Origin of the sequence: Sporosarcina psychrophila (genome assembly GCF_001590685.1) — a bacterium.
GTDB classification, from domain to species: domain Bacteria; phylum Bacillota; class Bacilli; order Bacillales_A; family Planococcaceae; genus Sporosarcina; species Sporosarcina psychrophila.
The window spans coordinates 2,547,129-2,562,312 of the sequence record NZ_CP014616.1 but is presented as its reverse complement, the minus strand read 5'-3'; the positions used below and the strand labels follow the sequence as shown (position 1 = coordinate 2,562,312).

At 41.3% G+C, this 15,184-nt stretch carries 13 protein-coding genes; 12 read left to right on the top strand and 1 reads right to left on the bottom strand.

Features of this window, described 5'->3' with window-relative positions:
* Positions 1-3 precede the first annotated feature (3 nt).
* The 10 genes from msrA (at position 4) to AZE41_RS12165 (ending at position 9,514) form a co-directional block, all read left to right on the top strand.
* A complete protein-coding gene (msrA, locus tag AZE41_RS12210) occupies positions 4-534 on the top strand; it encodes a peptide-methionine (S)-S-oxide reductase MsrA (protein WP_067209761.1) in 531 nt (176 codons plus the stop codon).
* Positions 531-950, top strand: a complete 420-nt coding sequence (gene msrB / locus AZE41_RS12205) for a peptide-methionine (R)-S-oxide reductase MsrB (protein ID WP_067209758.1) — start codon at positions 531-533, stop codon at positions 948-950. The genes msrA and msrB overlap by 4 nt, the downstream gene beginning before the upstream one ends.
* A 30-nt stretch (positions 951-980) precedes the next feature.
* On the top strand, positions 981-1,202 hold the full coding sequence (locus AZE41_RS12200) for a YozE family protein (RefSeq protein ID WP_067213957.1): 222 nt from the start codon (positions 981-983) through the stop codon (positions 1,200-1,202).
* 81 nt (positions 1,203-1,283) lie between these two features.
* Positions 1,284-1,988, top strand: a complete 705-nt coding sequence (gene deoD, locus AZE41_RS12195; RefSeq protein WP_067213956.1) for a purine-nucleoside phosphorylase — start codon at positions 1,284-1,286, stop codon at positions 1,986-1,988.
* Between the two features lie 195 nt (positions 1,989-2,183).
* Positions 2,184-3,683 (top strand): lmo1851 family serine protease, encoded by a 1,500-nt coding sequence (locus AZE41_RS12190; protein ID WP_067209755.1) that lies wholly within the window; start codon positions 2,184-2,186, stop codon positions 3,681-3,683.
* Between the two features lie 246 nt (positions 3,684-3,929).
* Positions 3,930-4,853, top strand: coding sequence for a CobW family GTP-binding protein (locus tag AZE41_RS12185; RefSeq protein ID WP_067209754.1), 924 nt, complete (start codon positions 3,930-3,932; stop codon positions 4,851-4,853).
* A gap of 146 nt (positions 4,854-4,999) precedes the next feature.
* Positions 5,000-5,824 (top strand): CAP domain-containing protein, encoded by an 825-nt coding sequence (locus AZE41_RS22270; RefSeq protein WP_082786594.1) that lies wholly within the window; start codon positions 5,000-5,002, stop codon positions 5,822-5,824.
* A gap of 173 nt (positions 5,825-5,997) precedes the next feature.
* Positions 5,998-7,431, top strand: a complete 1,434-nt coding sequence (locus AZE41_RS12175; RefSeq protein WP_156476040.1) for a spore germination protein — start codon at positions 5,998-6,000, stop codon at positions 7,429-7,431.
* Positions 7,428-8,447 (top strand): GerAB/ArcD/ProY family transporter, encoded by a 1,020-nt coding sequence (locus tag AZE41_RS12170; RefSeq protein WP_067209748.1) that lies wholly within the window; start codon positions 7,428-7,430, stop codon positions 8,445-8,447. Before AZE41_RS12175 ends, AZE41_RS12170 begins: the two co-directional genes overlap by 4 nt.
* Positions 8,444-9,514 carry a Ger(x)C family spore germination protein gene (locus AZE41_RS12165; protein ID WP_067209747.1) on the top strand — a complete coding sequence of 357 codons (1,071 nt, stop codon included), beginning with the start codon at positions 8,444-8,446 and terminating at the stop codon, positions 9,512-9,514. The genes AZE41_RS12170 and AZE41_RS12165 overlap by 4 nt, the downstream gene beginning before the upstream one ends.
* A gap of 40 nt (positions 9,515-9,554) precedes the next feature.
* On the opposite strand, the gene AZE41_RS12160 is transcribed toward AZE41_RS12165, so the two are convergent.
* Positions 9,555-10,901: an MATE family efflux transporter gene (locus AZE41_RS12160; protein WP_067209744.1), complete on the bottom strand. Its 1,347-nt coding sequence runs from the start codon at positions 10,899-10,901 to the stop codon at positions 9,555-9,557.
* 118 nt (positions 10,902-11,019) lie between these two features.
* On the opposite strand from AZE41_RS12160, the gene AZE41_RS12155 reads away from it, so the two are divergent.
* Both AZE41_RS12155 and AZE41_RS12150 read left to right on the top strand, forming a co-directional pair.
* A complete protein-coding gene (locus tag AZE41_RS12155) occupies positions 11,020-12,096 on the top strand; it encodes an undecaprenyldiphospho-muramoylpentapeptide beta-N-acetylglucosaminyltransferase (protein WP_067209741.1) in 1,077 nt (358 codons plus the stop codon).
* Positions 12,097-12,297: 201 nt separating this feature from the next.
* Complete coding sequence (locus AZE41_RS12150) at positions 12,298-15,108, top strand: 2-oxoglutarate dehydrogenase E1 component (RefSeq protein WP_067209738.1); 2,811 nt, start codon at positions 12,298-12,300, stop codon at positions 15,106-15,108.
* Positions 15,109-15,184: the final 76 nt, after the last annotated feature.

Here is a 15,184-nt window from a genome sequence, read left to right as displayed (position 1 = left end):
ACAATGGCGAAAGCATTGGCCACATTTGCAGGAGGTTGTTTTTGGTGTATGGTGAAACCGTTTGACCGATATGAAGGTGTCCATTCAGTCATTTCTGGCTATACGGGCGGCGATGTCGAAAATCCGTCTTATGAACTGGTTTGTACGAATGCGACCGGTCATCGTGAAGCAATTCAAATTACTTTTGAAGATGAAGTTATTTCTTATCGCGAACTGATTGACATCTTTTGGAGACAGATTGACCCAACTGATTCGGGTGGCCAGTTTTTTGACCGGGGTGAATCCTATCAGACAGCCATTTTTTATCATACACCTGAACAACTACAACTCGCTGAGCAAACAAAGGCTGAACTAGATGCTTCTGGGAAGTTTGACAAACCCATCGCAACGGATATTATACCTGCGAAGCCATTTTACGCGGCTGAAGAAGGACATCAAGATTATTACATGAAAAACCCGACACATTATAATAGATATGCAACTGGCTCTGGCCGTGAACGATTCAAATCTGACAACTGGGGTGAAGAATCATGACAGAAGAATTGAAGAAGAAATTAACCGAAATACAGTACCACGTCACACAGGAAAATGGGACTGAACCACCGTTTCGAAATGAATTCGACAGCCATTATGAAGATGGGATTTATGTCGATATCGTTTCAGGAAAACCACTTTTTAGTTCAAAAGATAAATATGATGCTGGTTGTGGATGGCCAAGCTTTACGAAACCGATTGAATCAATGGAAGTAATAGAAAAAACAGACATAACCCACGGCATGAAACGAGTAGAAGTGCGCAGTAAAACCGCGGATTCACATCTCGGTCATGTATTTCCGGATGGACCGGGTGAAGACGGATTGCGTTATTGCATAAATTCAGCTGCACTCCGCTTTGTATCCATTGACAACCTTGAAAAAGAAGGCTTCGGAGAGTACTCGAAACTATTTTAATTGATTGAAGCTGAGAAGGGAGATGAACGGATGGATCGGTCCTTTTATCGATTCGCCCTATCCTTCCGTGGTGGGGCGATGGATGATTTAAAATCAACGTTTGCGGAATATATGTTTAAGGATTCGAGTTTTCCAAAAGAAGAAAAATCTTTTGACCCATTATCGCGATATATCGAAGAAAAGGCGGATGCTAAAATGCCATCCGTCGTTTTCGATGAATTGTTTCTATTATATGAAGAGAGATTTTTATAAGTTGCACCTGCATCTTCTTTGCATAATGGATTAGTTGAATGTATGATTAAAAAAGAAAATTTGAAAGCGAGGCTATTTAGTATGAGTATACATATCAATGCAAAAAAAGGTGACATCGCGGATACGATTTTACTTCCAGGCGACCCGCTTCGTGCAAAATACATTGCCGAAACATTTCTGGAAGATGTAACACTATATAACGAAGTCCGGAATATGTTCGGCTATACGGGAACATACAAAGGAAAACGAATTTCTGTTCAAGGGACAGGTATGGGTGTTCCATCCATTTCTATTTATGTAACGGAATTGATGCAAGAATACGACGTGCAAAAACTAATCCGTGTCGGAACTTGTGGTGCGATTCAGAAAGACGTTCATGTACGTGACGTTATTCTCGCACAAAGTGCTTCGACCGATTCTAAAATGAACGAAATCATATTCAATGGTATCAGCTATGCACCGACTGCAAACTTCGATCTTCTTTTGAAATCGTATAATGCTGGGCTTAAAAAGGGGCTTGATTTGAAGGTCGGAAATGTATTTACAGAAGACGTTTTCTATAATGAATATGCACAACATGAAAAATGGGCTCAGTATGGCGTCCTAGCTGTTGAAATGGAAGCTGCAGCTTTGTATACACTTGCTGCGAAATTTGGCCGCCAAGCACTGGCAATTCTTACTGTGAGCGATCACCTCTTAACAGGTGAGGCGACATCATCAGAAGAGCGCCAAACAACATTCAACGACATGATTGAAGTGGCGCTCGAAGCAGCAATTCAGGAATAAGCGTGAAGTAGGACCGCCCACTATACAGCGGTCCTTTTTTAGCAGGTAAGAAAGTATACGTTTTTTTGACTTAGAATAGTATCTAGCTCCAGCCGCTAGCCGCTCGGAGGTCCATAGGATGTTGGGCCACTAAGCCATTACTGCTGGATAAGATTGAATTGAATTTTGTATTAATAGTAGAGAGTGGGGAATGGGATGGAAGAGAATAATGGCCACGGACAAGAAATTGAACCAAATAGTCAACCGCCGGCAAACCGATATATAAAATTAAAACCGTTCTCTTTTGTCATGCTTGTATTCGGACTTGTACTGGCCACTGCCGCCATAACGTTTTTCGTGTTAACAACAGGTGATGATAAAGTTGTCGAAGTTGTGAGTCCACAAAAGCAATCGCTAAAGGACCGAAAAGAATTTGAAAAGTTATATAATGCCTATGATGAAATGAAAGGGAATTACTTCGAAGATATCGATGAAACAGCTGTCATCGATGGTGCCATCAATGGGATGATTGATGCACTAGGAGATCCGTATTCCGATTATTTAAATCAGAAGGAAGCTCGACAATTAAACGAGAGTATTTCGTCAAGTTTCGAAGGAATTGGTGCTGAAATTCAAGAGAAAAACGGATACATCAACGTTGTTTCTCCAATCAAAAATTCACCCGCAGAACGCGCAGGGATATTACCGAACGATACCATCATTGCGGTCGATGGTGAAAGTATACAGGGAATGTCATCATCAGAAGCGGTTCTTCTAATTAGAGGAGAAAAAGGGACAACTGTCACTTTAAGCATTAAACGTGGAGAAGCAGTTGAGCCAGTAGACGTAAAAATCAAACGTGACGTTATACCGATTGAAACAGTCTATGCTGAAATGCTTGACGATGGAATTGCACATATTCACCTCACAAGCTTCTCGGAAGGAACATACGATGAGTTGCTTGTTGCCCTTGATGAGATGGAAGCTAAAGGAATGAAAGGGTTAGTTGTCGATGTACGCCAAAATCCAGGCGGTAGACTCGACATAGCCATCAAAATATCCGATCTGTTTTTGGAAAATGGAAAGAACATTTTCCAGTATAAAGAAAAAGGTATACAACCAGAAATTTTTACAGCCTCTGGAAAAAGAAAAATAGGAGTTCCAGTAACGCTCGTCATCGATGACGGTAGTGCCTCGGCATCAGAAATACTGGCAGGTGCGTTAAAAGAATCTGCCAATGTGCCACTTATTGGTGTGAAAACATTCGGTAAAGGAACAGTTCAATCACCTAAAAATCTTCCTGACGGCTCGAATTTAAAATTAACTACAGCAAAATGGCTGACGCCTGATGGCAATTGGGTTCATAAAGAAGGAATTAAGCCCGATATTGAAGTGCCGTATCCATCTTATGCAATGCTTCCGTTTCTTGATCCAACAATAGAAATGAAAGTGGGCATGCTTTCACCTTCCATTAAATCAGCGGAAGAAATGCTTAAAGCCGTTGGGTATGAACCAGGTGAAATTGATGGCATGTTTGATGAAAAAACAACTCAGGCTGTCAAAAAGTTGCAAAAAGATTTAGCGCTGGACACGAACGGTATTCTCTTAGGAGAAACAACTTACGGTCTGATGGAAAAACTTCGGACGAAAATTCAAGAAGACGATCCACAGCTGATGAAAGCAAAAGAAGTTCTGCTTGAAAAAGTAGGGAAATAACTAAAAAGCGTCCAGTCCTAATCCGGCCGGACGCTTTTTTAAATGTCTATACAAGCTGAACGAAGGGTTTTTCATGGGGAGCCCAGCCCTAAGATAGCGCTAATCTAGCTAGTTTTAGGGCGAGAGACATCCCCTAGCGCTGAAGCGGATTCAAGGGAATTCTTTATTTCAACCCATCTAGTCCATCGTGTTCTAATCCGATAGGATGCTATGACTTTTTCTAATAAAATGAAAAGAGGCGTACATATGATTGATGTTTACTTATTTAGTGGTTTTCTAGGAAGCGGTAAAACGTCACTGTTACTTCATACAATTGCACAATTGAAAGAACAAGGAAAAAAACCGGCTGTATTAATGAATGAATTTGGAGCATTGCCTTTCGATTCAAATACTGTAGAAGGGGGAGCTGAAGTTCCGCTTAAAGAACTGCTAGATGGATGTATCTGTTGTACAGGTTCAGAGAAAACAGAGGCACAGCTTCAGGGACTGCTTGAAGAAAACGATGATATCGATGTCATCTTAATAGAAACAACGGGTGCTGCACACCCAGTGGAAGCACTCGACGCTATTTACTCACCTTTATTCGCAGACCGGCTTAACATAAAAGGAATTGTAACGGTTGCCGATTCGAAGCGTTGGCTGGAACGCGATAAGCTATCTCCGCAAGTACGCGCTTTATTCATGGAGCAAATTCGGCATGCTCATTTACTACTGGCGAATAAAGTCGATCTTCTAACTGAAGAGGAAGTAGCGAAAGTAACATTTGAACTATCGAGTTTCAATGAATCTGCTCCAATTATACAAACGGTGGGCGCAAAAGTTGCATTCTCCTTCATTGAGAAAACCTTAAGTTCATCGAAAAAAGGGACTGATAAGCAAATCATATCAGGAAAAGGCTTACCGCTTTCTTCAAAACTCCTTACATTCACTGAGAGTGTTACGAAAGAAGATTTCGAGAATTGGGTGAAATCCCTTCCTGATACAGTTTATCGGATGAAAGGTTATGTACCTATTAGCGGTTATAAAAATCCGTTTTTATTTCAATATGCGTATGGGATGGTCAACTGGCTCCCCGAATATGTCAAGATGGAAGCCCGTATTGTAATCATCGGGGAAGGGATCGAAACGTTGAATTATAAGGCCGTCAACCCCTTTTTAGATGAAAATTAAAGATAGTTGACCAGACTTATCCATTTCCATAGAATATGAGGTCCTTTGCTAGGGTATTTATTTAAGAACTGGATGAACTGGAAAAGAAACCCGATATTCTAAATCTCCCACGCGTTATGATAGATTGCGAAGGGAGGAGTAATGAGATGAAAAAATCGATTGCAGTACTCATGCTCGGTTCGGCGCTCTTACTGCCGAACAACAATAATGTAGAAGCTTCACAATTGGACAACAATGTACAGGTGCAAAAAGCACAACAGTACATTCAAAGTTACATAGGGGGGGACAAACAACCCGATATGTACAAGGTATTGCTTGAAAAAAATATTAATTTTGAGCAACTTTACAGTTTAGCGAAGTCTTATACAAAAAATACAGTGGTTGTTGACAAACAGGTAAATAAGCCAGTTACAGTCAAGCCAATCAAGAAGCCGGTGACTAAGCCAGTTACAGTCAAGCCGGTAGAAAAACCAGCTACGACTAATCCAGTACCAACACCAACACCGGAAGCAACTACACCGGTTAAGCCAGCACCGGAAAAACCTGCTGAAGTAGCACCAGTTAAACCTGTTGAAACAGCATCAGATGCATCTGTTTCTGCGATTGAAAAAGCAGTACTTGACCTTACAAATGTTGAAAGACAAAAAGCAGGTCTTCAACCGTTACAAACAGATGCGAAGTTGATGAACTCTGCACGACAAAAATCAACAGATATGGCTTCAAAAGGATACTTTTCACATACAAGCCCGACATACGGCTCACCGTTTGATCAAATGAAGTCTAATGGTATAACGTATAAATCGGCAGCGGAAAATATTGCTATGGGGCAACGTACGGCTGAGGAAGTTGTAAAAGGATGGATGGAATCGCCAGGACATAGACAAAATATCTTAACGCCTGGATTCACACACATCGGCATCGGCTATGACAAAAACGGCAACTACTGGACACAACAGTTCATTCAAAAATAAGAGAGGTTAAAAGCTATCCTCCAGACTGATACTAATTCGGTTTGGAGGATAGCTTTTTTCCTACTATTTTTTCGTGTACATACCGTCTTAAACCATCGTTCTTATAAACGGATTTCTCCAAGTAAATGTTTAAAAGTTTTCTGGCATGCTCAAACTCTTCTTAGGAGGTGAGCATGATGGGGGACATTGTATCGACTGACAGTTTGATTTTATACATAAAAAAGGTATTTCATAATTCTTCCGATTTATATGTTGAAGAAATGGAGTGGCAGAATGGTCCAGCTGTCATTTGTTATTTCACTACAATGACTGAAGGGGCAGAAGTGAACCGACAGCTTGAGCTAATCAGGAAAAGGGCAGCGGACGGACTTGCCGATTGGGGAAAGACTGCAATCTCGTCTGTTCATGCTTTTTCCGTCTCTATGCTTACCCATAGTATTAGTTCAGGTTTCGTAGCCGTTATTTTTCCTGAAACAAATTTATTATTGCAAATCATGATGCCGAAATTTACTGTTCGCAGCCCTAACGAACCGGAAAATGAACATGTTATCCGCGGTCCACATGAAGGATTCGTCGAAGGATTTGATGCGAATATGTCCTTGATTCGCAAACGGCTTGCGATTCCAGATCTCGTCGTCCATACACTGAGGCTCGGGAATGATACTCAAACCCTTGTTAATTATATATATATTGATTCAATAGCGGATGAAGATGTCGTTGCCGATGTGAAAAGACGATTGGAGAACATTAAGTCGGATAAAGTTATTAGTACAGGTCAAGTAGAGGATTACTTAGAAGATTCCGTTTGGTCACCGTTTCCACAATTTCTCAATACGGAACGACCTGATCGTGTTGTTGCAAATTTGCTGGAAGGGAAAATAGCGATTTTTTCGAACAATTCTCCAACCGCACTGATAGCACCGGTCAATTTTTTTTCCTTTTATGAGTCTCCAGATGATTATAATGCACGTGTTCTAGTGGGTTCATTTTATCGGATTCTCCGCATATTAAGTTTTGTGACGGCCATTTTTTTACCTGCATTTTATATAGCTGTCATCGGTTTTCATTCTGAAATCATTCCACTGGAATTAGGTAAACAAGTGAAGCTAGCGGTGAATGCAATTCCGTATCGACCTATTTATGAAGCGCTCATTTTAGAATTGTTTATCGAGCTCATTCGGGAGTCAGCTATCCGTCTCCCCACCCCAATTGGGCAAACGATAGGTATTGTCGGTGGTCTGGTTATTGGTAATGCAATTGTTGATGCCGGTCTCGTATCGAATTTCATGGTAATCGTCGTGGCGATGACAGCCATTTCGAGTTTTGTCATTCCCTCTTGGGAAATGAATATGACAATCCGAATTATTCGTTTTCCATTTATGCTTGCCGCTTCGCTGTTTGGCTTCTTCGGCATAGCAATTGGTACACTTGTGCTTTTCATCCATCTGATGAATGTATCATCATTGAAACAGCCATATTTTACGCCTATCGTTCCTTTTGATCCGTCGAAATTTAAAGATGCTTTCTTCAGGTCACCATATGTTCGTCTTAAAAAACAACAGAAAACGTTTACGCATGGTGCAAATAAAGAAGGTGGTGGACGTTGACGTTTAAATTGTCAAGAACCCAGTTTTTTTTATTTCTGTTTGTTATACAAACAGGCACTGTTTTTCTATCCTTTCAAACGCCATTCATCAGTGTAACAGGGCGTGATGCATGGATTATTTTCATCGGAGTAGGCATTTTTCATTATGTTTTGTTGTTGTTATATGAAAGGAATTATATATTCTTCACGCCAGGTCCGATTGTATCTTGGCTATATAAAGGCTATTGGCTCCTTATTATCGTCTCCTTCATTGCTTATATTGATTATACGCTTGCGGTATGGGCATTCCCTGAAACTCCCCAGATTGTCGTCATTTCAATCATGGTAGGCGTATCGTTGTATGCAAACTTAAGTCGTTCCGAAACCGTCATTAATCTAACAGTCATCCTCGTCCCACTGATACCGATCTTTTACTTTGTCTTGTTACTCGCATGGCCAGAATTCGTATGGACGAATTTATTCCCTTTAGCTAAAATAGACGGTTCAGATTTGTTAAAAGGGATTCTCGCTTCGCAGTTTACATTCATTGGCATTGAACTGTTTTTATTTTTTAGGAAGCATGTAGATAGCACACAAAAAATTAAAGGCTTACCACTGTTCATATATCAAATGCTATGGATGTTCTTTTTTTTCAGTACGGTCTTGATAACCCTTCTCTATTTCCCACTAAAGGAAATAGAAAGGATTCCTGAGCCAATCATGTATATTTTGAAATCGCAAACTTTCTCGTTTGTAGAACGGCTTGATTTATTTTTCATTTATATGTGGATGATGTGGAGTATCATCACGATATCCCTTTTTGCCTTTACTACAATGTACGTGCATCAGCTGCATGCGAAAGGTCACCGGAAAAGAAATACGATTATTTTTCATATCCTGCTCGTCATATTACCGCTGTTCTTAAATTCGAAAGAACGTGTTGATATGATTCAAAATTCACTCGTCTATTTCCATTTGTTTTTCATAATTGTTGTTCCAACTATAGTCATACTCGTGAACAGGAGGAAAAGGAAATGAAGAGATTACTAATCCTATTGGTCTGTTCATTGTTATTAAGCGGCTGCTGGGATGAAAAACATTATAAGGATGTAACCAATGTATCTCTTTTTGGGGTTGAAGGTCAGCCGGGGAAGATCAAGGCGCAATTTGCGTTTCCGATATTTGAAGATGGGTCTATAAGTTATACAACAATCACAGGAAGTGGTGCCACTGTTCTTGACGCGAAAAACGACACGAATACGACGGAAGGGCTCGATATAGCTGAACTTCAAGTGTTGCTTATAACGGAGGAATCAGCCAAATCTGACTTATATAAGTATATCGATGCGTTATACAGAGCTCCACGCAATCGACTTAGCGCTCATTTGGCAATTGTCGAAGGGGAACTGGCTCCCTATTTTGAACAGCACGAGAGTCTAGGGAATGATATTTCAACGTATTACTCAGAACTAATCGATACGGCGGTCCGATATACATTAGTCCCGAAAGTTGATATTCAACAAGTATGTAGACTACTTTTTGAAAAAGATATATCTCTAGCACTTCCCTATATTAAAATTGGGAAAGAAAGCGGTATACCCGAAATTGCCGGTACTGCGTTGTTTAATAAAAGGGAATTTACTGGGGAAACTTTAGATAAAGAGGAATCGGTCCTTTTCAATTTACTAAGTAAGAAACAAGGCAGGTATACACGGCTTTCTTATATGTGGAAAAGTGGTAAGGCAGAGAGTCCACTTACAGTTGAGGTGATTAGAATTAATAAGGACTGGGAAATTTCAGATAACAAGATCGATGCGACCTATGAATTAAAAATTTCCGTTGAGGAATTTCCGCATGACAGTCTAGATGAAAAGAAAACAATAAAGGAAGTTGAGGATTTCTTATCAAAGGAATTAACAAAGGATTTTACTAAAGTGATTAAAAAACTACAAGCAGCTAAAAGTGATGCTATAGGGTTCGGCCGACCAGTCCGTGCATTCCATCCCGCGCTTTGGGAAAAGGGGGATTGGAATGACACATTTTCCGAACTGCCCATTAGTGTCAAGGTGAAAACTGAGATTTTAAGAACCGGTATATTAAATTAGTGAAAACCCGCAATGCATACTGCATTACGGGTTTTAGTGTTTATATAAATTTCTTTTTCTGAATATAGATTAACCGTACAGTCAGTGTAATCGCGCCAACTGTCAATCCGGCAATAAGGCCAACCCAGTAGCCATATGGTCCGAGTTCAGTAAACGTTGCCATCATATAACCAATGGGTAAACCAAGGACCCAATAGGAGACAATCGCCATGACGAATGTCATATTGACGTCCTTATAGCCTCGTAAGGCGCCTTGGACCGGAGCCTGAATTGCATCAGATAATTGGAACAGTGCAGCGTAGATGAAGAACTGAGTTGCCAATCCGATAATCTGTCCGTCTGTTGTATAAAGCGAAGCAATTGGCGCCCTGAAAACGAGAAGAATAGCAATTGACACAAAGCTAAACGCAACGGCAAGCCCGACACCAAGATAACTGTACTGTTTAGCATCGCGCATCTGTCCTGCACCGACGGCCTGACCGACAAGTATTGTCGCCCCCATCGAAATGCTTAGCGGCAACATATACAACAACGAAGTGAAGTTAAGCGCAATCTGGTGTGCGGAAATTACAGCCGTTGAATAGTTACTCATCATCAGTGTGACGGCGGAAAAGATACTTGTCTCTACAAAAATTGAAATCCCGATTGGCACACCAATGAATAAAATCACTTTCCATTTTTTAAATGAAATCTTTTCCCATCCTTTGAAAAGTGCGTATTCCTTAAAGGGCTTATGCTTCCACGCGACAGAACAAGCAATGAAGAATACGAGCCAATACGTTATACCGGATGCATATCCGGCCCCAGCTCCGCCAAGTTCAGGAAAGCCCCAATTCCCGTAAATAAGCAAATAGTTTATGAAGATGTTAATAGGGGCAGATAATAAAATGATGAACATCGAAACGCGTGTCGCTCCAAGCGCATCAAAAAATGAGCGTAGCACTGTGTAGGCAAAGAGGGGAAATAGGCCGAAACTCATTCCTGTCAAATAGTCCGCTGCTACAATGCGTACTTCAGCCTCGAGCGGCATTGCTTCTAGTATAGGGGCAACTGCGAATAGAATAATGGCAAAGACGATTGCAGCCAGTGCGACCGATACGTAAAGGCCTTGTTGAACGGAAGGTCGGACTTCCGCGTGGAGGCGTGCTCCGATGTATTGAGCGATGATCGGTGTAAGCCCCATTAAAATTCCAGCAAGCCCTGTATAAACTGGTACCCAGAAAGAAGATCCAATAGTAACTCCGGCAAGATGGTATGTATCATATCGCCCTGTCATAAGAATATCGAAGAACGTCATCATATACAGAGCGACTTGTGTAACGAGGATTGGCAAGACGATTGTTGCCAATCTGAACGGCTTTTTCTTCAGTGGAACTGCAGTTTCCAAATAAATCACCCTTTATTCTTCAATTAAACATCATTATATCATGACTCCTTTGCTATAATGGCAATGTGGTAAAGTTAAGTTACAATATATTTCTTAATATAGAAGAGGTGAATGGCCCATGAAACGGCCGGTTATATTATTGACAGGGGGCGGCACGGCGGGACACGTGTCTGTGAATGAAGCGCTTATCCCTGTGTTTAGCGAAAAAGGGTATGAAATTCATTACATTGGTTCGCATCGAGGGATTGAAAAAGAACTGATTGGCGATGGTTATCCTGAAGTTGTCTATCATCCCATTCAAAGTGGTAAACTGCGGCGCTATTTCTCTATGAAAAACTTTACAGATCCGTTCCGTGTTGGTGCGGGGGTTCTACAAGCGTTAGCGGTTATTAGGAAAGTCAAACCAGAAATAATTTTCTCCAAAGGCGGTTTTGTATCAGTGCCTGTCGTCTTGGCGGCGAAAATGGCGAAAGTACCTGTTGTCATTCACGAATCTGACGTAACGCCAGGACTTGCGAACAAAATGGCTTTACCTTTTTCAAATCATATTTTTACAGTGTTCGAACAAACACTAAATTATGTACCCGCTGGCAAAGCGACTTGCTCCGGTGCAATCATCAGACCCGAGTTGTTCAATGGCACCCGGGAAGAAGGCTTGCGCATTGCCGGCCTGTCAGGTGAGAAAACAGTCCAAATTATAATGGGCGGAAGTCAGGGTTCTTCAATACTCAACGATGCTGTTCGAAAAGATTTACCTGCCATTTTGCATGATTTCGATATTATTCATCTTTGCGGGAAAGGAAATCTGGATGAAACGCTTGAAGGTACACCCGGCTATACACAATTTGAATACGTAACAGAGGGGTTACCACATTTACTAGCGGCGTCTGATTTTGCGGTTTCTAGAGCAGGGTCAAATGCAATCTTTGAATTACTGGCATTACGTAAACCGATGCTGCTTATTCCACTTTCTGCTGCAAAAAGCAGAGGGGATCAGATTTTGAATGCCAATCATTTTAAATCGCTCGGACTCGCACATGTATTGAAAGAGGAAGATGTGGAGCTACGCCCACTATCCGAAGAATTCGCATCTTTTGTAGATGAGAAAGACAGTTTGATCAGGAATATGAAGAAAGTAGCAACACCCAAAATACCGGAAGAAATGGTTGAAATGATCCTGTCACACCGAAAATAGCTGGAAGAGACTATTCTCAGTTTTTCGGTGGGTTAATGAATGGTTGCAAGTAATGAGAATCCAGTGTATTCTTGTTGACGGTAATAAAGTTAAAGAGTTAACGCTAAACCCTTTAAGTTAAAGTGTTTGCGTGTTAAAATTAACGAGGATAAAAAAATATAAACACAATATGCCTTTTGGCAAATGTGGAGGTCATTTTACATGTCGAACAATGCTGACGCTCATCGTTCCCCCTATGCTGCTTTTTCGGGTCCGAACCTTGGGTATATAATGGAAATGTACGAACTGTTCAAAACGTCACCTGAATCTATAGATGCTGAACTTGCCGAGATGTTCAGCCGTTTTGGTGCGCCTACAATAAGCAACACAGAGCAAGACAAAGCGGTCGGGGCAGTAGCTCCTGGCGATTTCGGTAAAGTATTCTCCGCCTATCAGTTGCAAACGGCCATCCGTACATACGGACATCTTGCAGCAGATATCTATCCGCTTAGCGATCGTCCAAAAGATTCAACACGTCTTGAACTTTCCACTTATGGACTTACAGAAAGTGATTTACAAGCAATGCCAGCATCTCTTTTCTTTAAAAATGTTCCTGCAAGTGTAGAAGATGGGCTTGAAGCAGTGAATTATTTGAAGTCATTATATACAGGTAAAATCGCCTATGAGTTCGATCATGTTATTGACGAAGAAGAAAGAAACTGGATTCAATCTAAAATCGAAAACGGGAATGTTTCCGCTACACTATCTGTAGATGAGAAAAAAGCACTTCTCGAACGATTGACGAAAATTGAAGGGTTTGAAAAATTCATCCACCGGACTTTCGTCGGAGCGAAACGGTTCTCTATTGAAGGTCTTGATACATTAGTTGTCTTCCTTGACGAACTTGTTCGTCTTTCTGAAGAACAAAAAATGAAAAAAGTATTGATTGGGATGGCCCACCGTGGTCGCCTAAACGTACTTACGCATATTTTAAATAAACCTTACGAAACAATGTTTGCACAATTTGCGGGTGTTCCTGAAGAACCATTCCTTCCAACAGATGGTTCACTTGAAACTACACGCGGTTGGTTCGGCGATGTGAAATACCATATGGGTGCCTTATACAAGGGGCAATCGGGCATGCAGCGTTTCCTTGCGTATAACCCATCCCATTTGGAAGTCGTCAATCCTGTTGTTACAGGACAAACAAGGGCTGCACAGGAAAATACGGATAACCCGGGTATTCCTGTACTAGAAACAGATGCTGCTTACGCAGTACTTATCCACGGGGATGCAGCATTCCCAGGACAAGGAATTGTGCCAGAATCATTCAACTATAGCCGTGTTCGTGGATTCAAAACAGGCGGTTCTATTCATGTCATCGCGAATAACATGATTGGATTCACAACTGAATATTACGATTCTAGATCAACACATTATTCTTCAGACCCTGCAAAAGGCTATGAAGTTCCAGTATTACACGTCAATGCGGATAGCCCTGAATCAGTTATCGCAGCTGCATCATTCGCATTCGAATACCGTCAAAAGTTCAGCAAGGATATTCTGATTGATCTTCTTGGCTATCGTCGTTATGGACACAATGAAATGGATGAACCTCTTGTGACGAATCCGGTTATGTACCATTCAATCCATGAACATCCAACAGTTCGTGCACTGTACGGATCTGAACTTGCATCTGAGAACATCTTGACAGAAGAAGATGTAACGAAACTGGACGCTTCAGTTTTTGCAACGATGCAAGCAGCATACGACAAAGTAAAAGAACATACTTCAGAAAAAACATTGATTTCAAACGCTACGCCTGAAGAAGTACTTGCAGGGTATCCAAGAGACCTTGAAACTGGCACGGACGAAGCTAATCTTCGCCGCATCAATGAAGAGTTACTCATATATCCTGAAAACTTCAATGTATTTGGGAAGCTTGGAAAAATCCTGAAACGTCGTGAAGATCCGTTCAATGGAAAAGGGAAAATCGATTGGGCACATGCCGAAACACTAGCATTCGGTGCAATCCTTCAAGACGGTAATCCAATCCGTATGACAGGTCAGGACGTCCAACGTGGTACATTTGCGCACCGCCACGTAGTCCTTCACGATGAAAAAACAGGTGACGAACTTGTACCACTTCACCATATTAGCGGTTCAAAAGCATCATTCGTCGCATATAACAGCCCATTGACAGAAGCTGCAATTGTCGGTTATGAATTTGGCTATAACTTAGAAGACCAAAAAGTATTATCAATTTGGGAAGCGCAATATGGAGACTTTTCGAATATGGCACAAGTAATGTTCGATCAGTTCGTCTCTTCAAGTTATTCTAAATGGGGTCAGCAATCCGGACTCGTATTGCTATTACCGCATGCGTATGAAGGGCAAGGACCTGAACACTCAAGCGCAAGACTTGAACGTTATCTGCAACTTTGTGCGGAAAATAACTGGACGGTCGCTAACCTTTCTAGCGCGGCGAACTATTTCCATATTCTTCGCAGACAAGCAAAAATGCTTGGTGATAAATCGATGCGTCCACTTGTTATTGTGTCACCCAAATCGCTTCTTCGTCACCCGCTTGTCGGTGCTGATGTCAACGATTTGACAGAAGGCCACTTCCAAACGGTGCTTGAACAACCTGGAACAGGCAAGAATACTGATAAAGTTGAGAAAATCCTATTTGCAAGCGGTAAAGTGGCGATTGATCTTGCTGAACGTGTGAAAGATGGCAAAGGCTTCGATCATCTGCATATCGTTCGTGTGGAACAGCTCTACCCGTTCCCAGCTGATAAAATTAGTGATATCATTTCTCGTTATCCAAACGCCAAAGAACTTGTTTGGGTACAAGAAGAACCGAAAAATATGGGGTCATGGCATTTTGCAAATTCTTATATCCGCGAAGTTGCGGATGGTAAGAAAGTATCCTATGTTGGACGAATTCATCGTTCAAGCCCATCAGAAGGTGACGGCGAATCTCACAAGATCGAACAAAACCGCATCCTAGATGAGGCATTGAAGAAGTAAGCCTTATTTAGTTTAATTTAATCAACATATGAAATATTGATTGTTAACACCGTACTAACGGTAGACTCGAGGAGGA